The 19,982-nt window shown below is 64.4% G+C and carries 22 protein-coding genes; 15 read left to right on the forward strand and 7 right to left on the reverse strand.

Annotated features, from left to right (window positions below; all coding sequences use genetic code 11):
• Window positions 1-21: 21 nt before the first annotated feature.
• A complete protein-coding gene (locus G9463_RS15935; protein WP_004959689.1) occupies window positions 22-1,407 on the reverse strand; it encodes a hemolysin family protein in 1,386 nt (461 codons plus the stop codon).
• Between the two features lie 98 nt (window positions 1,408-1,505).
• On the opposite strand from G9463_RS15935, the gene G9463_RS15940 reads away from it, so the two are divergent.
• From G9463_RS15940 to G9463_RS15950, 3 genes are read left to right on the forward strand one after another with little or no spacing between them, the layout of a single operon-like run.
• Window positions 1,506-1,784, forward strand: a complete 279-nt coding sequence (locus tag G9463_RS15940; RefSeq protein ID WP_007189510.1) for a glutathione S-transferase N-terminal domain-containing protein — start codon at window positions 1,506-1,508, stop codon at window positions 1,782-1,784.
• Window positions 1,784-2,293 carry a redoxin domain-containing protein gene (locus tag G9463_RS15945; RefSeq protein WP_007189511.1) on the forward strand — a complete coding sequence of 170 codons (510 nt, stop codon included), beginning with the start codon at window positions 1,784-1,786 and terminating at the stop codon, window positions 2,291-2,293. The genes G9463_RS15940 and G9463_RS15945 overlap by 1 nt, the downstream gene beginning before the upstream one ends.
• Window positions 2,294-2,295: 2 nt before the next feature.
• The gene (locus tag G9463_RS15950; RefSeq protein WP_004959696.1) at window positions 2,296-2,880 is read left to right on the forward strand and encodes an L-threonylcarbamoyladenylate synthase; all 585 of its coding nucleotides are present in this window, start codon (window positions 2,296-2,298) and stop codon (window positions 2,878-2,880) included.
• 33 nt (window positions 2,881-2,913) lie between these two features.
• On the opposite strand, the gene G9463_RS15955 is transcribed toward G9463_RS15950, so the two are convergent.
• Window positions 2,914-3,576, reverse strand: a complete 663-nt coding sequence (locus tag G9463_RS15955) for a hypothetical protein (RefSeq protein ID WP_165897247.1) — start codon at window positions 3,574-3,576, stop codon at window positions 2,914-2,916.
• Window positions 3,577-3,692: 116 nt separating this feature from the next.
• The gene (locus G9463_RS15960; protein WP_011224326.1) at window positions 3,693-4,313 is read right to left on the reverse strand and encodes a hypothetical protein; all 621 of its coding nucleotides are present in this window, start codon (window positions 4,311-4,313) and stop codon (window positions 3,693-3,695) included.
• Between the two features lie 144 nt (window positions 4,314-4,457).
• Between G9463_RS15960 and G9463_RS15965 the strand changes: the two genes are divergently transcribed.
• On the forward strand, window positions 4,458-6,539 hold the full coding sequence (locus G9463_RS15965; protein ID WP_165897248.1) for a (Fe-S)-binding protein: 2,082 nt from the start codon (window positions 4,458-4,460) through the stop codon (window positions 6,537-6,539).
• 1 nt (window position 6,540) lies between these two features.
• On the opposite strand, the gene G9463_RS15970 is transcribed toward G9463_RS15965, so the two are convergent.
• Both G9463_RS15970 and G9463_RS15975 read right to left on the reverse strand, forming a co-directional pair.
• Entirely contained in the window at window positions 6,541-7,290 is a 750-nt protein-coding gene (locus G9463_RS15970) for a TrkA family potassium uptake protein (protein ID WP_004959708.1), read from the reverse strand.
• A gap of 72 nt (window positions 7,291-7,362) precedes the next feature.
• A complete protein-coding gene (locus tag G9463_RS15975; RefSeq protein WP_007189516.1) occupies window positions 7,363-7,500 on the reverse strand; it encodes a hypothetical protein in 138 nt (45 codons plus the stop codon).
• A 179-nt stretch (window positions 7,501-7,679) separates the two neighbouring features.
• On the opposite strand from G9463_RS15975, the gene G9463_RS15980 reads away from it, so the two are divergent.
• The 6 genes from G9463_RS15980 (at window position 7,680) to G9463_RS16005 (ending at window position 12,508) form a co-directional block, all read left to right on the forward strand.
• On the forward strand, window positions 7,680-8,408 hold the full coding sequence (locus tag G9463_RS15980) for a molybdopterin-binding protein (protein WP_004959713.1): 729 nt from the start codon (window positions 7,680-7,682) through the stop codon (window positions 8,406-8,408).
• 46 nt (window positions 8,409-8,454) lie between these two features.
• Entirely contained in the window at window positions 8,455-9,435 is a 981-nt protein-coding gene (hemB, locus tag G9463_RS15985; RefSeq protein WP_165897249.1) for a porphobilinogen synthase, read from the forward strand.
• A gap of 103 nt (window positions 9,436-9,538) precedes the next feature.
• Window positions 9,539-10,252: a DUF4129 domain-containing protein gene (locus G9463_RS15990; protein WP_165897250.1), complete on the forward strand. Its 714-nt coding sequence runs from the start codon at window positions 9,539-9,541 to the stop codon at window positions 10,250-10,252.
• On the forward strand, window positions 10,249-10,776 hold the full coding sequence (locus G9463_RS15995; protein WP_165897251.1) for a hypothetical protein: 528 nt from the start codon (window positions 10,249-10,251) through the stop codon (window positions 10,774-10,776). The genes G9463_RS15990 and G9463_RS15995 overlap by 4 nt, the downstream gene beginning before the upstream one ends.
• Window positions 10,773-12,029 (forward strand): DUF58 domain-containing protein, encoded by a 1,257-nt coding sequence (locus tag G9463_RS16000; RefSeq protein ID WP_004959725.1) that lies wholly within the window; start codon window positions 10,773-10,775, stop codon window positions 12,027-12,029. Before G9463_RS15995 ends, G9463_RS16000 begins: the two co-directional genes overlap by 4 nt.
• Window positions 12,026-12,508 carry a hypothetical protein gene (locus G9463_RS16005; protein WP_004959729.1) on the forward strand — a complete coding sequence of 161 codons (483 nt, stop codon included), beginning with the start codon at window positions 12,026-12,028 and terminating at the stop codon, window positions 12,506-12,508. Before G9463_RS16000 ends, G9463_RS16005 begins: the two co-directional genes overlap by 4 nt.
• Window positions 12,509-12,578: 70 nt before the next feature.
• On the opposite strand, the gene G9463_RS16010 is transcribed toward G9463_RS16005, so the two are convergent.
• A complete protein-coding gene (locus G9463_RS16010; RefSeq protein WP_165897252.1) occupies window positions 12,579-13,913 on the reverse strand; it encodes an ATP-binding protein in 1,335 nt (444 codons plus the stop codon).
• Window positions 13,913-15,523, reverse strand: a complete 1,611-nt coding sequence (locus tag G9463_RS16015) for a methyl-accepting chemotaxis protein (RefSeq protein ID WP_165897253.1) — start codon at window positions 15,521-15,523, stop codon at window positions 13,913-13,915. The genes G9463_RS16010 and G9463_RS16015 overlap by 1 nt, the downstream gene beginning before the upstream one ends.
• Before the next feature lie 464 nt (window positions 15,524-15,987).
• Between G9463_RS16015 and G9463_RS16020 the strand changes: the two genes are divergently transcribed.
• The 5 genes from G9463_RS16020 to G9463_RS16040 all read left to right on the forward strand — a co-directional run.
• Window positions 15,988-17,316 (forward strand): ammonium transporter, encoded by a 1,329-nt coding sequence (locus tag G9463_RS16020; RefSeq protein ID WP_004959739.1) that lies wholly within the window; start codon window positions 15,988-15,990, stop codon window positions 17,314-17,316.
• Window positions 17,309-17,674, forward strand: a complete 366-nt coding sequence (locus G9463_RS16025; protein ID WP_004517663.1) for a P-II family nitrogen regulator — start codon at window positions 17,309-17,311, stop codon at window positions 17,672-17,674. Before G9463_RS16020 ends, G9463_RS16025 begins: the two co-directional genes overlap by 8 nt.
• 9 nt (window positions 17,675-17,683) lie before the next feature.
• The gene (gene lrp / locus G9463_RS16030; protein ID WP_004959742.1) at window positions 17,684-18,142 is read left to right on the forward strand and encodes an HTH-type transcriptional regulator Lrp; all 459 of its coding nucleotides are present in this window, start codon (window positions 17,684-17,686) and stop codon (window positions 18,140-18,142) included.
• Window positions 18,143-18,350: 208 nt separating this feature from the next.
• Window positions 18,351-18,995, forward strand: a complete 645-nt coding sequence (locus G9463_RS16035; protein WP_004959744.1) for a chemotaxis protein CheC — start codon at window positions 18,351-18,353, stop codon at window positions 18,993-18,995.
• Window positions 18,996-19,166: 171 nt separating this feature from the next.
• On the forward strand, window positions 19,167-19,982 hold an 816-nt coding region (locus G9463_RS16040), incomplete at its 3' end, for an ABC transporter substrate-binding protein (RefSeq protein WP_165897254.1).

The raw sequence follows: 19,982 nt of genomic DNA on the forward strand, positions 1-19,982 counted from the left end.
AACGACTGCTCCCGCAAGTGCTCAGTCCGAGGCTTCTTCGGCGTCGACCGGCTCTGTCTCGTCGGTTTGGAGGCGGACGACGCGAGCCTTCATGATGCGCGTGTTCTCGACCTGTTCGACGCGGATCTCGACGCCGTCGTAGGTGATAGTCTCGCCTTCCTCGACCAGTCGCCCCGCCCGGTTGAAAATGAAGCCGGCGATGGTCTCAAACTCCTCGCCTTCAGGCAGGTCTAGATCCAGCGCTTCGTTGACCTCCTCGATGTTGACCTCGCCTTTGACCGTGACCGTGTCGTCGTCGACGTACTCGATCGGCTCTTCCTCCTCGCCTTCGAGTATCTCGCCGACAATCTCCTCGGTCAGGTCCTCCATCGTCACCAGCCCCTCAGTGGTCCCGAACTCGTCGATGACGATGACCATGTGCAGGCGTTCGGCCCGCATCTCGGTCAGCAGGTCGTCGACGTTCTTCGACTCGGGGACGTGCAGCGTCGGCTCGATGAGGTCTTCAAGATCCATGTCGCGGGCCAGCGCCTCGCCGTAATTGAGGTCCCGAACGAGGTCGCGGATGTGGATGACGCCGATGACGTTGTCCAGACTGCCTTCGTAGACCGGGATACGGGCGTGGCCGCTCTGGATACACGTCTCCAGCGCTTCCTCGACAGACGACTCCTTGGCGACGGCGGTCATGTCCAGCCGCGGCGTCATCACTTCCTTGGCGATGGTGTCGTTGAACCGCAGCGTGCGCTGGAGCATCTCGCGTTCGTCCTCGTCGAGGACGCCCTCGCGCTCACCCGTCTCGATGATGTCCTGTATTTCCTCGCGGGTGACGTAGGAGGTCTCGATGGCGGAGCGGCCCCCGGTGATCTTGTTGACGACGCGAGTAAGGTAGTCGAACAGGAGGATAAGCGGAAGCAGCACCTTCTCGGCGGCCTTGAGCGGCTTAGAGATGCGCAGCGCCCAGGATTCGGTGTTCTCAACCGCGTAGCTCTTTGGCGCGCTTTCGCCGAACAGGAGCACGATGGCGGTAATGCCGAACGTCGCGACCGCGACGGCTTGCCCCTGGGAGAGATAGAGGGCCAGCAGCCCGGTCGCGATAGAGGACATCGCAATGTTGACGAGGTTGTTCCCGACGAGAATCGTCACGAGCAGGCGGTGCGGGTCCGCCTTGAGTTGCTTGAGCGTCTTCGCGCCCGGAACGCCATCCTCGACGAGGGCTTCTGTCCGGTGTGCCGGCAACGAGAACATGGCAATCTCCGAGGACGAGAAGAACGCCGACAGGACGATGAGGAAGACGATAACGGCAGTACCACCGGCCAGCACCACGGTTTCGGGGATCGTGACGCCGGCGTATTCGATAGCCTGCAGCATCGCTGTAGACAGCTCGAACGGCGCAGGTGGATCCAGGGCCATCAACGGTCGAAGTTGTAATGGGCGGGGATTAAGGCTTGTCATGGAGGGGTTGCCAGCGAAGCCCTTACCCGGCTTTCACGCGTATCGCCGTATAGAGTATGAGCGAGTCCGACATCACGCTGTACCGGTTGCAGGCGTGTCCCTTCTGCGAGCGCGTCGTCCGGAAGCTGAACGAATACGGTCTCGATTACCAGTCGCGGTTCGTCGAGCCGATGCACGCCGACCGCGACGTGGTCAAGCGGCTGTCCGGCAAGCGGACCGTCCCAGCCATCGTCGACGAGAACACCGGCGTCACGATGTCCGAGAGCGCGAACATCGTCGCGTATCTGGAGCGGACGTACGGCGAAGGCGAGGAGACGGCAGGGGGTGCGGCCTGATGGACCTTGATTTCGATATCGTCGACCTCGACCCGGTCGACCACCCCGAGGAAGGCGACACCGCGCCGGATTTCACACGCCCACTCGTCAACGACGAGTTCTGGGAGGACGAATCGCTCGCGTCGGTGTGTGCCGACAGCGACCGGGTCGTCCTCGTGTTCCACGCGATGGACGGCGCGTTCCCGGCGACGTACATCTGGAACGAGATCCGTGACCGCGCGTGGCACGAGCAGGCCACCGTCGTCGGCATCTCCATCTCGACACCATACGAGCACAAGCAGTTGCTCAAAGAGCGAGAAATAGAGGGAGACTACCGGCTGTTCTCGGACCCCGCCAACGGTGTCGCACAGCAGTACAGCATCGACATGGCCCTCGACGGGATGGCCGGTATCGAGGAGCCGCGCCCGTCGGTGTTCGTCCTCGATAGCGACCGGACCATTGAGTATGCGTGGGTGGCCCAGGAATGGCCCGACTTCCCGGACTACGACGACGTCGAAGCCCAGCTCTAACGATGGCGACAGTCGACGACGCCGCGGCAGCGGTCCGTGACGGAAAGCTGGTCGTCTATCCCACGGAGACAGTGTACGGTCTCGGCGCGGACGCACTCGACGCTGCCGCTGTCGAACGGGTGTTCGACGCGAAGGGCCGCGAGCGCGACAAGCCGGTGTCACTGGCCGTCCCCGATATCGAATCCGCACGCGAGTACACGCGCCTGAGCGACCGTGAACTGGCGTTCATGCGGGAGTTCCTCCCCGGCCCGGTCACCGTCGTCGTGGAGCGCCGCGACGTCGTCCCGGACGTACTGGTCGCTGGCCGGGACCGCGTCGGGGTCCGGGTCCCCGACCACGACCTCGCGCTGGAACTACTCGCTGAAACCGGGCCGCTCACGGCAACGAGCGCTAACATATCCGGGAATCCAAGCGTTCGCACCGTCGACGACCTCGACGCGATCCGCGAGCGCGCTGCTGTCGTACTTGACGCCGGCGAGACCGACGGCGGGACCGGTTCGACGGTCGTGAACGTCGACAGCGGGACGATTCATCGCCGCGGCGCACGCGCCGACGCCGTCGAGTCGTGGCTCAACGACCGGAGCTGATATCCGCCCGGAACTGTCCGGGTGCTGGCCGCCTTAGCGTAGCATTGACCGTAGCGACCGCGTTTTCACCCCGCAGTCATCGCTGAACTCACAGGGCTTGCACTTGGCGTCGTTTCGCACCCGCCCCGGCGGCCCGTCGATGCTGTCGGCGGTTCTGACCGCGCGACGGTAGATCCCGGTTCGCCGCGTGTTCACCTCGATGCGTCGGATGACGCCGTACGCCGGATACTCCGCGTAGGCGATGTCGATGTCACACTCGCGCTCCCATGAGAGCGCCTTCGCGGCGGCGACCAGCCGTACAGTCTGGGGCTCCCAGACACCGTTCTCAGGCGGTCGACCGGCGAACACGAGCGACGGCGCCGGACCGTCCTGCCCGGCGACGACCTTGTGTGCGATACCGCGGGCGTCCTTCCCTTCGAGATACGCGTCGGTCGCTGTCGGGGCGACCAGCCCGTCCCAGTCAGCCAGCCGCTCTCGAAGCCCTCTGAGTCGGTCGCGGTACTCGTCGGGTCCCACTTCGATGGGGGCTGCCAGCAGGGCGGCGTCGTCGGTCAGCAACCGCTCGTACTCCCGGGCGAGTCGGCGAACCGACTCGATTTCGTCGGGAATCTCGCTTGCACCGTCGCGGCGGCGGTAGTAGAGCTTCCGCGGGCAGTAGGCAGCCGTTTCCAGTTCCCTGAACGTGTGGGTCGACATGAGCCTACGTGGTCGTGTTCTCCCACAAGAAGGTTCGGCGGCCGCCGCCGTTGAAACAACTGCGAAGTTGGCTACCCCTGCCACGACTGGAAACGACTACAAAAGGTATCCGAGGGTCACATCGACACGTCAGCGCCGGAGTCAAGCGAATCGATGTCTTCAGTGGCCTCGTCGAGGCCGTCATCACGGAGGCCAGCGGCGTGCTGTGTTGATAGGCCAGCGTCGGTGAGTACGTCCTCGAACTGGCTCTGAAACCGGTGGGAGACACGGCGGGCGGCGTCCTGTGCGGCAACGACGCGCCGGTAGTGGGCGGCCCGGGACTCGTCGATATCGAACTCGGCTGCAAGTTCGGTGACGGACGGGTCGTCGTCGGCGACACGACGGCGGAACTCGGGCAGGTCAAACGGTGCCTCTGTGTCCTCGTCACGGAGGAGATGCAAGTCAAGTCGGCCCTCGACCACAGCAGACTCGTCCGTGCCGATTTCGGCCGCGATAGTCTCCTCGTCGCTCCCCTCATAGAACAGTCGGACCACTGTCACCAGATCCTCATCAGCGAGTTCGGTCTGGAACTCATACCGCTCACGCATCCGCGCGACGACATCACCGAGTCGGTCCGTGACACTGGCCTCGTCAGTATCGGCTAGAGACCCTCTTGACGCCTCCTGAGACTCCGTCACAGCTTCCTCGCCGGAGACGTCCATGAAGATGTCACGGAGTTCTTCGGTCTTCTCGTCCATCGAACATGAAACTACTTCTCGGGAGGGATATATCTGTCGGATGGGCAACGTGACGCAGCGAAAACTTTCAACAGTTTCCTAATTCCCGCAGGACTGCACCGGGGCGTGGCAAGATTTAAGCGGACACGAAGCACGTGTTAGCGTATGTCATCTATACTCCAGACGACCACGCGCCCGACGTTCTGGCGTATCGGCGACGTGGGGAAGGCGCTGTTTTACTATCTGGCAGCGCTTGCTGTCATCGTCTTTCTGTACGGTGTGTACAACCGCGTCACCCGCTATGCCAAGGGCAGCGAGGACCCATTTGAGCGACTGGACGAACTGCCCCAGCGGACGGTTGCGGCGGCGCAGTTAGCGCTGTCAAATCGGAAGCAGTTGGACCGCGACACCGTCGCTGGCGTGATGCACGCGTTCATCGTCTGGGGCCTTCTGACGCTGCTCATCGGAACGACGATTCTGGGTATCGATATCGACTTCTATCGGCCGCTGACCGGTGAGTCCTTCTTCGTCGGCCAGTTCTACCTCTCCTATTCGTTTGTCATGGACGCGATGGGGCTGCTGTTCGTCGTCGGCGTCGGTGTCGCGCTGTGGCGACGCTACGGCCGCAAGCTCGACCGCCTCCACGACCGCCACACGTCCCGCGAGGATGACCTGTTTCTCGGCTCGTTGTTCGTGCTGGGTGTCGGCGGCTACCTCACTGAAGGCGTTCGGATTCTCGGGACCTCGACGGTCCGAGATGTCTCCTTCGAGACGGTGAGCTTCGTCGGCTGGTCAGTCAAAGAAGTGCTCGTCATGGCCGGGATGACACCGGAGATGGCAGCGGGCGCGTACCCGTTCGTCTGGTGGAGCCACTCGCTCGTTGCGCTGTGGTTCGTCGCCTGGATACCCTACGCGAAGCCGTTCCACATGCTCTCGTCCTTTGCCAACCTTGTCGCCCGCGATGAGAAGGCCGGGGTGCGACTGCCCGGCGTGCCAAGCGACGCGAGTCCCGACGAAATCGGCCCCAGCGACATCGACGACTTCTCCTGGAAACAGTTGCTCGACCACGACGCCTGCACCAAGTGCGGCCGCTGTTCCTCGGTCTGTCCGGCAAAAGCCTCCGGGCGGCCGCTGGACCCGCGAAACGTCATTCTGGACCTGAAACGCTACCGCGAAGAGCGTGACGCCGGCGGCGAGGACGTGCCTATTGTCGCCGACGGCGGCACCTCGGTCATCGACGCCCACACGATGGAGTCCTGCATGTCCTGTATGGCCTGTATGGACGCCTGTCCGGTCGACATCGAACACGTCACGCAGTTCACCGAGATGAACCGTCGGCTCACCGAGGCCGGCGAGATGGATGAACACGTGCAGGACGCGATGATGAACGTGTTCCAGCACGGCAACACCTTCGGCGACCCCGAGCGCGCCCGGCCGGACTGGACTGAGGACCTCGACTTCGAGGTGCCGGACGCTCGCGACGAACCGGTCGAATACATCTGGTACGTCGGCGACTACCCCAGCTACGACGAGCGCAATCAGAAAATAGCACGCGCGCTGGCTCGCGTCTTCGAGGCCGCCGACGTTGATTATGGCATCCTCTACGAGGCCGAACAGACCGACGGCAACGACGTGCGCCGCGTCGGCGAGGAGGGACTCTACGAGATGCTCGTCGAGGACAACGCCGAGGCGATTCTGGACTGTGAGTTCGAGTCCATCGTCACGACGGACCCCCACGCCTACAACACGTTCATGAACGAGTACCCCGAGTTCGAGGCCTGCGAGTGGGGCGAAGACGACGTGTTCCACTACACGCAGGTCGTCGCCGACCTCGCCAGTGCCGGCGCGCTCGGCCTCGCCGGGACCGAACTCGACTACACCGTCACCTACCACGACCCCTGCCACCTCGGGCGGTACAACGGCGAGTTCGAGGCCCCGCGGGACCTCATCCGCGCGACCGGAGCCGACCTCCACGAGATGCCCCGGAACAGGGACGACTCCTTCTGTTGTGGCGGTGGCGGTGGTGGCCTCTGGATGGACCTCGAAGAAGAGACAAAACCCAGCGAGGAACGCCTGCGCGAGGCCCTCGAAGACACCGAAGCGGGCGCGGCCGTCGAGAAGTTCGTCGTCGCCTGCCCGATGTGCATGACGATGTACGAGGACGGACGCAAGACCGGCGGGTACGAGGACGACCTCGAAATCGTCGGCGTCACAGAACTGCTGGCTGAGGCCGTCAACGAGAGTTGAGTTACAGCCGTTCACAGACCTGTTTCCCGCTCACAACCTCGGGGATTATGACCTCGTCCGCCCCGACACGACGGGCCACGGTCTCGTCCTGCCGGTCGCCGGCTCGAACGATGAGGTGGACCGTGGGGGCGAGCTGGCTCGCCAGCACCGCTATCTGGATATTCGCGTTCGTATCATCTATTGCGCCGATAACCGTATCGGCTCGCTTGACACCCGCATCTGTCAGCGCGTCCTCGCGGCTCGCGTCGGCCTCCAGCGCGAGGTGGCCGTCGTCAAGCGCCCGTTCGTACTGTTCCATCTGCTGTTCGATGACGACCACTCGGGTATCCGTGTCGTCTATCTGCTCCGCGACGGTCTGTCCGAACGTCCCGTAGCCACAGACGACGACGTGGTCGTCCAGTTCCTTGATTCGCTGTGCGATTTGCATGCGTGTGAGTTCCGTCTGAATCTGGCCGCCGAAGGCCGCCGACAGCGCTGTTTCGCCGGTCCACAGCCCGGCGACGACGAGACCAGTAAGCACTACGATGGCGTAGCCCTTGACCAGCCTCGCGGGCCCGTCGTGGCTCTGAAAGTGGAGTTCGATGCTCGTGGGGTCGAGCAGCCAGAACAGCGCGTTGACGACGCCGACCCCGCCAAACGTGACAAAACCGGCCACGCCGGCGACGACCAGCCCGACGAACGCGAGAACCGGTTTCAAGAGTTGCCGGAGCAACGACCGGTCCGTGTCTGCACTGCTGTCGCTGCGTTCCATTACTGTAGCTGTCTACCGAAGGTCGCGGCACAGCGCCGCCGAAACCGACGCTGGCGTGGTTCGCCGCCGAGCTCAGTCTGTCAGCGTCTCGGCGGGAGTTGTGTGTGGCTCCGCGGCGGACGCGACATCGCCGCGGTCCGTGTTCGGCACGTGGTTCCGGTTCGGGTAGACCCGTTTGACGCAGTCAGCACAATTGGTGACAAGTACCATGTTAAACAGTCAGAGGAGCTGCCATATGTATGTTGCCGGAATATGGCTAGACCAAATCTAATGGCATAATATACCATTAATATGTATTCAGGTACGAGACTGGTGGTCGCATCGGATACCCAACCTGTCACTGCAAGCCAGCCAAACGCTTAACGCCACCAGACTCTCACAGCGAGATAATGGAGGTCGCACTGCTCACGGTCGGTGACGAACTGCTCGCTGGCGACACGGAGAACACGAACGCGTCGTGGCTGGGCCGCCAGCTTACCGCTGCCGGTGCAAGCGTCACCCGGGTTCTGACGATTCCTGACGACGAGGCGGTTATCGCCGACGCCGTGGCGCGGTATCACGACGCCTTCGACGCGGTCATCGTCACTGGGGGCATCGGCGGGACCCCCGACGACATCACGAAGGCCGCCGTGGCGCGGGCGTTCGGCCGCGACCTCGTCGTTCCCGACGACGTGCGGGCACATCTCGAAGCGAAGGCCGAGCGCTTTGCCGACGATAACCCCGAGATGGTGGACCGCTACGACATGGACCTTGACCTCGACGCGTGGGCGTCGGTTCCCGAAGGTGGGCAGGCACTGCTGACCGACGAGAGCTTCGCCGCCGGCTGTGTCATCGACCGCGTGTACGTCCTGCCGGGCATCCCTGAAGAGCTGAAAGCGATGTACGAGACCATCGCCGACGAGTTCGACGGCGACCGGACGACAGAGACGATTCACACGCCTGCACCTGAAGGGGCGCTGGTGACCCACATCACGGCGGCCCGCGAGCAGTTCGAGGTAGCTGTCGGAAGCTATCCGCGCAAGGACGACGCGCCGGGACGGGTGAAGATTACCGGCGACGACCCGGCGACCGTCGCCGACGCGGCGGCCTGGCTCCGCGAGCGAATCGAGACGGAGTAGGTCGGTAAGCGGTGGGTTCATGCCGGCCACGGACTGAACTGGCAGTATGAACCTGACACAGCGCCCGCGCCGGCTGCGAACCGACGGCGTGCGACCGCTGGTGCGTGAAACGGAGCTTACAGCGTCGGACCTCATCGCGCCGGTGTTTGTCGACGCGACGACCGACGAGCGCGTCCCCATCGAGACGATGCCGGGCCACGAGCGCGTCCCTATCGAGGAGGCGGTCGACCGCGTCGAGGAGGTCCTCGAAACCGGCGTCGAAGCGGTGATGCTGTTCGGTATCCCGGAGTCGAAGGACGAACGCGGGAGCCGTGCCTGGGCTGAGGACGGTGTCGTGCAGGAGGCGACCCGCCGGATTTCCGGTGAAACCGACGCCTACGTCATCACGGACGTCTGTCTCTGTGAGTACACCGACCACGGCCACTGCGGTGTCCTCGAAGACCACGCCGCCGAGGACCCGCGGCTGACGGTGCGCAACGACGAGACGCTGGACCTGCTGGACAAAATCGCCGCGAGCCACGCCGCGGCCGGAGCCGACATGGTCGCGCCCTCGGGCATGATCGACGGTATGGTCGGCGCGATTCGGACGGCTCTCGATGCCGATGGCTTTGACGACGTGGCTATCATGAGCTACGCCGCCAAGTACGAGTCGGCTTTCTACGGCCCGTTCCGGGACGCCGCCGACGGCGCGCCGGCCTTCGGCGACCGCCGCCACTACCAGATGGACCCCGCGAACGCACGCGAGGCCCGTCGTGAAGTCGCCCTTGATGTCGAGCAGGGTGCAGACGTGCTGATGGTCAAGCCCGCTCTGCCGTATCTGGATATCGTCAAGGAGGTCCGGGAGTCCTACGACCACCCCGTTGCCGCCTATAACGTCTCCGGTGAATACGCCATGTTACACGCCGCCGCCGAGAAGGGCTGGCTCGACCTCGAAGCGGTCGCCTATGAGTCGCTGCTGTCCATCAAGCGGGCCGGTGCAGACCTGATTCTGACCTACTTCGCAGAGGACCTCGCCGACGAACTCTGAGCGGGGCTATTTCCCGTGTGTCCCCGTTTGAACCGCGCTGGTAGAGCGTTCCGGCGAGCGACAGGTCCCTAACCTATTCATGTGCCAGGGGCGGAGTGGCCGTATGCAGCGACAGTCCCTCCTCGTGGCGGTTGTCGCCGCGATTGCGCTGCTGTCGTTCAGCGTCGGCGCCGCGAGTCTCGACGCTGCAACCGGGTCCGACCAGGCGGAGATGACCCGTGACGACAGCGAGATCGACAACCCCGACGGACAGGGCCTCAGCGACCCGCCGGGTAGCATCGACCCGCCCGAAAGCGAAAACGGCGCTCGCGCGCTGCTGCCGAGTGTCCCCGCGCCGGCGGTCGGTGCGCTCGCCGTCGGCCTCGCAGTCGGGCTCGCAGTACTCTGGCGACTGGCCGGCCAGAGCCGGACAATCGACGAAACGGGCGGCGAGACGCCGGCCGTCGCAACGGCGGAATCCGCGCGGCGGCCGTCGCATAGCGCTGCCAAGATCGATATTCCGCTTACCAACGACGTGTACCGGGCATGGGCTGCCCTCGAAAACGCAGTGGCCCCGGAACGCAGTTCCTCAACGCCACAGGACATCGAAGCGGACGCGACGGCTGCCGGTGCCGACCCCGACGCCGTGGCCTCGCTCAGGTCGGTGTTCGAGCGGGTTCGCTACGGCCGAGACCAGCCGGACGCAGATCTGGAATCGCAGGCCCGCGAGGCGCTGGAACGAGCGACCGACGACACGAACGATATCGCGGCGAGCCCCGACGAGATGCCTTCTGCGGACAAAGACGCCGACGGGTCCGCCGGGGAGGGCAAGGCGTGACACTGCGCCGGCTCCCGTTGGCACTTGGCCTCGTCGCGACAGCCATCGGCCTCGGCCTCGCCGCGCTCGGCGCGCCGCTGTTGCCCTCGGGCGCTGTCTCGGACCTCCCGATACTCGCGGTCGCCGTCTTCGCTGGCGGTGTCGCACTGCTGGCGCTCCTCGTTCGCTCCCTCGACAGCGACCGGGGCGTGGCGCTCCCGGACACTGACAGCCAGTACGTCACGGTCCCCGGCGACGATGTTGACGAGGCGCTTGGTGCTGGGGCCGGACAAGAGGCAATCCGGCAACGCGTCGAAGGGGTCGCAATCACCGTCCTCCAGCGTGACGGCCTCTCGCCCGAGGCGGCGAAGACGGCGCTGCGCTCGGGCACGTGGACAGACAGGGAACAGGCCCGGAAGCTGTTCGACGGCACACCGATATCGCTCCGGACGCGGCTGTCCGGGTGGCTCTCTGGTGTCCATCCGTTCCAGCGGCGCGTCGCCCACGCGACGGCCGAACTCCGGCAGCGCGACGAGGAGCGATGAGCGAGGTCCACCGCACCGGCCGCTGGTTCGGGCTGGCCGGGGCCGCGCTGGTCGCCGTCGGCGTCGGGCTGGTGGGCCAGGTCCCTGCGCTCGTGTTGCTGGGCGGGCTCGGCGTCACGCTGAGCGCGTACGACCGCGTCGCCGTCCCGCCGGCAGCGGACATATCTATACAGCGGTCCATCACACCGACCGAGCCGGCGCTAGGTGAGCGGGTGACTGTCGCGCTCACCGTCCACAACAACGGGTCGCGGACGATCCCGGACCTCCGGCTCGCCGACGGCGTGCCCAACTCCGTTCGTGTAGTCGAGGGGTCAGCGTCGCTGGGGACGGCACTACGCCCCGGCGCGTCGACGACAATCACCTACGAAATTACCGGGGGAACCGACCGCTGCGTGTTCGACCCGGCGACGGTCGTCGTCAGGGACGTGGTCGGCGTCGTCGCCCGACGAACGTCCGTCACAGCCGAACCCGACACCGTCACGTGGGAGCAGCCGGCCAGTTCGGCGCTGTTGCCGCTGATCCCGGCGGTAGCCCGCCGGCCCGGGACGGTGCCCGTCGATGAGGGCGGCGAAGGGGTCTCCTTCTACGCGGTCAGGGAGCACCGCTCGAACGACCCGCTCTCGCGCGTCGACTGGAACCAGTACGCCCGGACCGGCGACCTGCGGACCGTCGAGTTTCGCCGCGAACAGTCGGCGACGGTGGTCGTGGTCGTCGACGCCCGAGCAGCCGCCGCGCTCGCGCCGCGTCCGGACGCCGAGACGGCAATCGAGCGGTCGACGATGGCCGCCGTCGCGCTCGTCGAGGGGCTCCCGGAGGACGGCCACGAGGTCGGCGTCGCGGCGTACTCGCCACATGACGCGTGGCTCGCACCGGGCACGAGCGCCGCCCACCAGCAACAGGCCCGGGACCTGCTCAGGACCGACCGTGCGTTCGCCGCGACATCGGTCACCCGGACACCGGATACGACGAAGCTCATCGCACAACTGCCGACGGCGGCGAACATCGTCTTCCTCGGCCCGCTGTGTGACGATGACAGCGAGGCGCTGGTCCGCCGACTCGCCGCCACCGGCCACCCGGTGACGGTTCTGAGTCCCGACCCGACCGCGACGGACACGGCGGGCCACCGGCTGGCGCGGCTCGAACGCCGCGAACGCCTCCGTCGGCTGCGAGCCGCCGACATCGCCGTCCACGACTGGCCTGCGGCGGAGCCGCTGGAACGAATCACTGAACGGGTCCGGCGGGGTGGCCAATGAGCACCCGGACTGGGGTCGTTTGTGGGAGTGCGGCGCTGGCGGCGAGCGTCGTGACGCTGTTCGTCGCCGGCATCAGCGCCGTCTCGACTGCCGCCGCCCTCGTCGGGGTCGTGCTGCTCGCCGGCGGGCAACTGATTCAGTCCGGGCGGCTGGTCGACCTCGCCAGCGCGTTGCTGTTTCTGGCGCTGCTGGTCGCCGCGCTTCAGGGAGCAACGACGACGACGGTGCTGGTCGCCGGCGGCGCGACAGTGCTGGCCTGGACGTTTGCCCATGGGGCTCTCGACCTCTATGCGGACCTCGGAACGGCACCCGGGACGCCCGTCGAACTCACCCACGTCGCAGGAACGACAGGGCTGGTCGGGGGCAGCGTCGTGGTGACGACGCTGCTCTTTCAGCTCGATGTGCCGCCGCTGTCGCCGCTGGCGCTGGCAAGCGTCGTGCTGGGCGCGATTGCACTGACCGCGGCGCTCAGGCGATAGCGGCCGAGGCTGTTTCGGTCACGGCCGGCTGTGGCTACTGAGCAGGGTCCTTCTGAGAACGTCGCAGCGACTACCGCGTCGGTTCAGACGCTGATTCCGGGGCATCAACCAGCGTCAGCACGTCATCGGCATCGGACGGCGGAAGCCGGAGTGAGACGGTCGTCCACCCGTCGGCTCGGTCGTACTCGATGCCGCCGTCGGCCGTCTCGGCGACCCACCGGGCGAGCCAGATACCGAGGCCGCTCCCGTGCTGGAGGTTCGTGATGTCCTCGTCATCGAACACGACGGCCCGCTCGATGGCGGGAATACCAGGGCCATCGTCGAGCACACGGACGAACGCGTCACCGTTGGCCTGTTCGGCTGTGATTCGGACGGCTGTGTCCGGCGGTGTGTGTTCGACCGCGTTCTCGACGAGGTTGTCAACGGCGTCGTAGACGGCTGTCCCGCCAGTGACAGGGAGTGTGCTCGGGAGTGCCGTTTCGACCGGTGCGTCAGGACGGTAACTGTCGGCGACAGACCGGGCCAGTGCCGCCGCGTCAACCGGCTGGTCTGAATCTCCATTAAGCGCGGTTTCGACGCACCGGGCCTTTTCACTGACCGCGGCGAGGCGGTCAGCCGCGTCGAGGGCGCGAGACGCAGCCAGCGAGACAGCCGACTCGGCTGCGTTGGCGCGGGCGTATTCGGACATCCCGAACACGACGGAGAGTTCGTTGCGGAGATTGTGCCGCAGGACGCGATGAAGAACGCGGAGTCGCCGCTTTTGCCGCCGGCTGTCTGTGACGTCCGTGTACATGGCGAACCCGCAACGACGGCCATCAGCTGTGTCGTACGGGACCCCGCGATAGATGAACTCGCGGCAGCCGTCGGCCGTCTCCCGAGAGACGACGGCGTAGTTGACCTCCCCGGCGGCCGTCCGCTGGTCGTAGTTAACCGCCTCTTCGACGCGGTCGCCGGGAACGATGTACTCGTTGAGCGGTTCGCCGACGATTTCCTCGCGGTCGTAGCCGAAGGTGTCGACGAACGCGGGGTTGACCGTGCGGACAATCGGAACGAAATTGACGATTTCGAAGCCGACGACCGCGTCCTGGATGAGGTCAAACAGGTACTGGAACGGGTCGGCCGTTCGGCAGAGCGAGCCGACGACGGAGCCGTCGTCTGTGGCCGCGAGTTCGAGCGTAACCGGACGAGAACGGCCGCTTTGCGGGAGTGTGACCTGGCAGGTCCGTGTCATCCGCTCCGAGGCACTGCTGACGGCCTGTCTGGTCGCCGTCAGTGTCTCGCGGTCCTCAGCTGTGACCAGCGCTTCGACGGGTGTGCCGACGAGTTCGTCAGGCGTTCGGTCGAGCAGTGCAGCGAACTCGTTCGTCGCAAACGTGAGCCGACCAGTGTCATCGAGACCGAACATCAGTTGTCTCTGATTCGGAGGAAGGGTGGGCCCGAAAGCTGTGATACTGGCTGTTTCTCGCCCACGGTGCCACGCGGCGAGGCGGTAAGCGTCAGATACTCGCGACCATCAGTCTGTGTTAGCGTGAGTTCCTGATCGGCAGCGCCCGAGTAGAACGCCGCGAGCGTGGCCGGGACCGCGTCGTCGTCGATGACGTTGACCACTGTGTCGTGGGGTTCGAAGACGCCGTCGTCGTTTTCGTACCGGGCTTCTCTGGCGGCCTGTTCACCCATCTGCTGTATTTCTCCCTGAATGTTCCCGACGATAACCAGCGGGGCGTCCCGTCTGGCAGCCGTCGTCTCGTTGGCAGCACCGAGCGAAGTCCGGTCGAGGTCGAACACGTTGTACCGCGCGTCCCAGTGTCCGAACATATCGAGGACGAACAGGGCGTCGTCATCAAGCGCGTCTTCGAGCGAGTGGTCGGTTGCTGCGAACGCAGCGGCAAGCGTCGACCGGTCGAGGGACGGTGGTGGCGTCAGCGAGACCGCCCGGCCGGCGGCGACGGCCGTCGCACACAGTTGGGCAACAGCGCCGTCGACCTGCGTCTCGTCGGTGGACCGGATCACTGCCTGACCACCCATGACGAGGCCGCCGCCACAGAGGTCGTCGAGGCCGTCGATACCGGTCGGGACTGTCGGCGCATCCGCCAGCCGGTCCTGCCGGTCGGCCTCGGCGGCGGCAAGCACGTCGTCAATCTCGTCGAGCATCGCAGTCTGCTCGGAGCGGGCGGCACGTATCTCAGAGAGGTCGTCTTCAATAGCAGCGGCGCGGTCAGACACCGTTTCACACCGCTGGGCGACCGCTTCGCTTGTCGTCGCCTGTTCGTCGGTCGCCGCCGAGACGGAGGCGATGCCGTCGGCCGTTTCCGCAACAGTGTCGGCTACGTCGTCGAGGCGTGCCATCGCCGTGGAGACCTGTTCGGCGCCGGCATCGATACCGTCGATAGCCGCATCGAGCTGTTCGACGGTGTCGTCCGTGGCGTCCCGAACCGCCGCCAGCGTCGTATCGATTTCTTCGGCCTGCTGCTGTGATTCCTCAGCGAGGCTCTTTATTTCGTCGGCGACGACGGCGAACCCGTCTGTGTCGGTGGTATCGCCCGCCCGCGCCGCCTCTATCGAGGCGTTCAGCGCGAGCATATTCGTCTGGTCGGCGATGCGGTCGATGCCGGCCAGCGCATCGGCGATACTGTCGACCCGGTCCTGCAGGGCGGCCACTTCCTCGGCGACCGCCTGCCCCAGTTCGCGGACCTCGTCCATCGACTCGATAGCGTCGGCTGCGGCCTCCCGTCCGTCGTTTGCCGCGTCCGTCGCCCGCTGGCTCTGCTCGCTGACCTCGGTCGCGGTCGCAGCGATCTCTTCGATTGTGGCCGAAAGCGATGAGACCTCGTCGGCGATCCACTGTGCGTCGGTCGCCTGTGCCGTCGCGCGGTCGTCGATCGCCGCGAGCTGCTCGCCGACGGTCACCGACGCCGCCTGAACGACATCCAGTGCACCCTGTGCGTTCGCGACGGCCCGTTCCTCTGTCACAGCCGTCGACTGGTCCGGAACGGATGGGTAGTGGTCCGAAGCCATAGTCAGCTAGATACCCTCTGGGGTCTAACCATCGTGTATAGTTTATCGAGGCTTTGTGCCACGACTATCCACTGTTTTCCGGACATTTATGCTAAATCTGAATCTGTGGTCGCGAAGTATAACCCTGTTGTCGCTGGCAACACCCGCCAGCCGAGAGCGCGCGCAAGCAAAAACGGCCTATTTGGCCCCCTGTGGCCGGAACTGGGGTCGACAAACGTCCAAAATTCCAGTATACATATACGGACTTTCTTTACGGAGAACAACCTTATATCCATAATATCATACCATAATCTGGACGGTCGTCTACCACATCCCCTCTAATTTCCGCATTCATAAAGGCAAACCTTATGTAGTGTTGTTACCAGAGCCTTTCTCGTGAAAGAGTTGAAGAAGTTGAGCCAGAGTGGGGGAAAGTTGGACATGCAGACGGCAGCCGATAACAAAACGAAACAGGTGAACTAGAAATGAGCTACACTGCACTACAAGTTGATCCGAACGTGCTCGCAGAAGGTGTCAACCTCCTGTGGGTGCTTACAGTATCGTTCCTGATCTTCTTCATGCACGCGGGCTTCGCCATGCTCGAGGCGGGCCAGGTGCGCTCGAAGAACGTCGCGAACCAGCTAACGAAGAACCTCCTGACCTGGTCGGTCGGAGTCGTCGTGTTCTTCCTCATCGGGTCTGGCATCTCGTCACTCGTCGGGACCGGGTCCTTTGCGCCGGCGTTTGGCGCTGAGGCCGCGAACGACTACGTCGGGTGGCTGTTCGGTGCCGTCTTCGCGATGACGGCAGCGACCATCGTCTCCGGGGCGGTGGCCGGCCGGGCCAAGCTCCGTGCGTACATCACGTACACGTTCCTGCTGGCCGCAGTCATCTACCCCGTCGTGACCGGGCTCACGTGGGCCGGTGCCCACATCAGCCTCGGCGGTGTCGTGTTCAAGGACTTCGCCGGTGGGATGATTGTCCACGGTATGGGCGGTATTGCCGGTCTCACGGCCGCCTACGTGCTCGGCCCACGCATGGGCCGGTACAACGAGGATGGCTCCGCGAACGTTATTCCGGGTCACTCGATGACCTTCGCCGTGCTGGGGACGCTTATCCTCGCCTTCGGCTGGTACGGGTTCAATGTCGGGACCGCAGCGAGTGTCTTCGTCGTCGAAGACGGCGCACTCGCGCTCGGTGCCTTCGCAACGGTTGGCCGCGTCGCGATGACGACGACCGTTGCGATGGCGATGGGCGCAATCGGTGCCGCACTGGTTGCGTGGCTGAAGACCGGCAAGGTCGACACGCTGTACGTCGCAAACGGACTGCTCGCCGGGCTAGTCGGTATCACGGCGATCCCCGACACCACGACCTGGTGGGGTGCACTCATCGTCGGCCTCCTGGCTGGCGGTCAGCTTCCGATTGTGTTCAGCTTCATGGAGAACCGTATGAAAATTGACGACGTGTGCGCTGTGTTCCCGGTCCACGGCAGTGCCGGTGTGCTGGGCACCATCATGTACCCACTCGTTGCAACCTCCGGCACCGTCGGCTCTATCGGCAGCGCCCTCGCCGTGCAGGTTGTTGGCGTCGCCGTTATCGCCGGCTGGACGATTGTGACCACCGGCCTCATCTGGTACGGCCTCAAGGCAGCCGGACAGGCACGGGTCACGCCCGAACACGAGCAGGAAGGGCTGGACGTCAGCGAGCACGGCGTCGAGACCTACCCCGAGTTCGGTGGCGGCGAAGGCGTTGTCGCCGATGGTGGTAAAGTGAACACGAACGTGCGTACTGACGGAGGTTCCAAAGATGACTGACGAAACCGACGACTCTGAAATCAAGATGGTGGTCGCAATGGTTCGACCGGACAAGCTCGGCGATGTGAAGAAGGCGCTGGCGGAAGTCGGCGCGCCGTCGCTGACAGTGACGAACGTCTCCGGCCGCGGCTCACAGCCCGCGAAGAAGGGGCAGTGGCGCGGCGAGGAGTACGTCGTCGACCTGCACCAGAAGGTCAAAGTCGAGACGGTGGTCGCGGACATCCCCGCAGAGGATGTCGTCGACGCCATCGCCGACGGTGCCCACACCGGCGAGAAAGGTGACGGCAAGATATTCGTCCTCCCCGTGGACAACGCCTATCAGGTCCGAACCGGTAAAGAAGGCCCAGAGGCAGTCTGAGCGGACGAAATGGTCGATGATACCGACAGAGAGGTAGTGAACGCACTGCTCCAGGACGGCCGTGCGAGCGCCCGTGACATCGCCGCCGCAACCGGTATCGCGGCGACCACGGTGTCGCGCCGAATGGACGACCTGGAGTCGACCGGTGTGATCGACGAATACACCGTCGACATCGATTACGGGGCGCTGGGCTACGACGTGACCGCCGTATTCCAGCTCTCTGTCGAGGGCGACGGGCTTGGACGGGTGGTGGACCAGTTACGTGATCGACGCGAAATGGTCGCGGTCTACGAAGTGACCGGCGACCACGACATCGTGGCCGTCGGGAAGTTCACCGACACGCAGTCGATGAACGAGCGGATAAAGACGCTGCTGACCGACGAGGACATCCGGTCTGCCTCGACATCAGTCGTGCTGAACACGGTGTGCGAACACGAGCAGTTCCCGGTCGACGGAACTGACGCCTGAAGACGCCTGCAGTCCTGTTTTCGCTGTCAGTTTGGAACGGTGAGACACGCTATGAGGTGCACCGGGACGTGTTTGTAGTGAGTACGTGGTGACTGAATGTCCTCCCTCATGTCCGATGGAACCGGCGACAGACGGCTACCAGACCCTATCCGCTGGTGAGTGTGGCTCCCAGCGGTGGCGTTAAGCCGCTTGCGACGTTCCAGAAGATATGGGCTTGAAAGTCGACGTGCGGAAGCTGGACCTTTTCAATCAGATGGCAAAAGAGGGGTCCGGGACAGTCGCGGAGAACCTCGGTCAGTTGACCGGGCTTGACGCGACAGTTCGGACCTCACAGATCAATTTTCTCGACATCGAGGATGTCAAGACACACATCGGCGACGACAAGGGCGTCGGCATCTACGTCGAACTGAACGAACCGCCCTACGGTTACGTCCTATTTCTGCTCGAACCGGCCGACAGCAAGCAGATGGCCAGCGCGATGATGGGCGGGATGGGCGAACCGAGCGAGGGTGAAGGGTTCTCCGACATGGAACAGTCGGCGATGCAGGAGATCGGCAACATCATGACCTCCGCGTTCATCGACGGGTGGGCCAACGTGTTGGAGACGACCATCGATATGGGGACCCCGAACTTCGTGTTCGGGCCGGCTGACGGCATCATCGACGAGATGGGCGGCTGGCCGGACTCCGATCTGGTGTTCGTCGTCGACTCGCGTATCACCGTCGACGACGGCGACCTCGGGATGACCGTGTACACGTTCCCCGAACTGGAGGACCTCGTCGCACTGATTCAAGATATCGACCTCGACACTGACGTGGCGAAAGACACCGAAGCCAGCGACATTCTTGACTGACAGCGGCACGCTATTTCTGCACCCCTGTCCACCGCGTGGCCAGAGTAAGTCTAATCGCCGAGAAAACAGCCTGCGGTCCCTCAATACCCGACACCAGCTCCGACTATGCTAATTGTTCACCCATTTCTATTGAAATAAGTATTATATATATTTATCATCAAAACAGCTGGTATGGGATTGGAAAACGGGGGAGCGGCAGTTGACAGGCGGTCCGTACTACAGATTGCCGGTGGGGTCGGCAGCGCGGGGCTCGCCGGGCTGGCAGGGTGCCAGGGCGGGGGGTCGAGAGCCGAAAACACACCGGAGCACCCACCGCTCGGGAACTATCCGGTCGACGGCGATGCGGTCACACTCGGCTTCAACGTGCCACAGTCAGGGACGTACGCCGCCGAAGGGCGCGACGAACTCCGGGGATATGAGCTCGCTGTCACACACCTCAACGAGGGCGGCGGCTGGGTTGGACAGCGCTCCTTTGACGTACTCAGCGGCGACGGCGTGCTCGGAAAGACCGTCGAGTACGTCACTGCAGACACGGAAACGAAGCCGGATGTTGCGACAGCCAACGCAAAGGAAATGATCGAGCAGGACGACGTCATCATGTTCTCCGGTGGCTCGTCCAGTTCCGTTGCTATCGCCCAGCAGGAGGTCGCACAGGCCCAGAAGGTCCCGTATATGTGCTGTCTGACCCACTCGAACGACACGACGGGGACGGACTGTGTCCGCTACAGCTTTCGGGAGATGTTCAACGCGTACATGACCGCACAGGCGCTGCTTCCGGTACTCAAGGAACGGTTCGGCCGGGAGGCCCAGTACGTCCAGATCTACGCGGACTACAACTGGGGGCAAACGATGGAGTCGTCGATCCGTGATTTCTTCACCTCAAGTGGCTGGGTCGAACTCACGAGCATCCCGACGCGTCTCGGGACGACGAACTACGAGGAACCGCTCAAACAGGCCCGGGACGCCGGTGCGGAGGTCGTCTTCCTC

Origin of the sequence: Haloarcula sp. JP-Z28 (genome assembly GCF_011440255.1) — an archaeon.
Taxonomy (GTDB): Archaea; Halobacteriota; Halobacteria; order Halobacteriales; family Haloarculaceae; genus Haloarcula; species Haloarcula marismortui.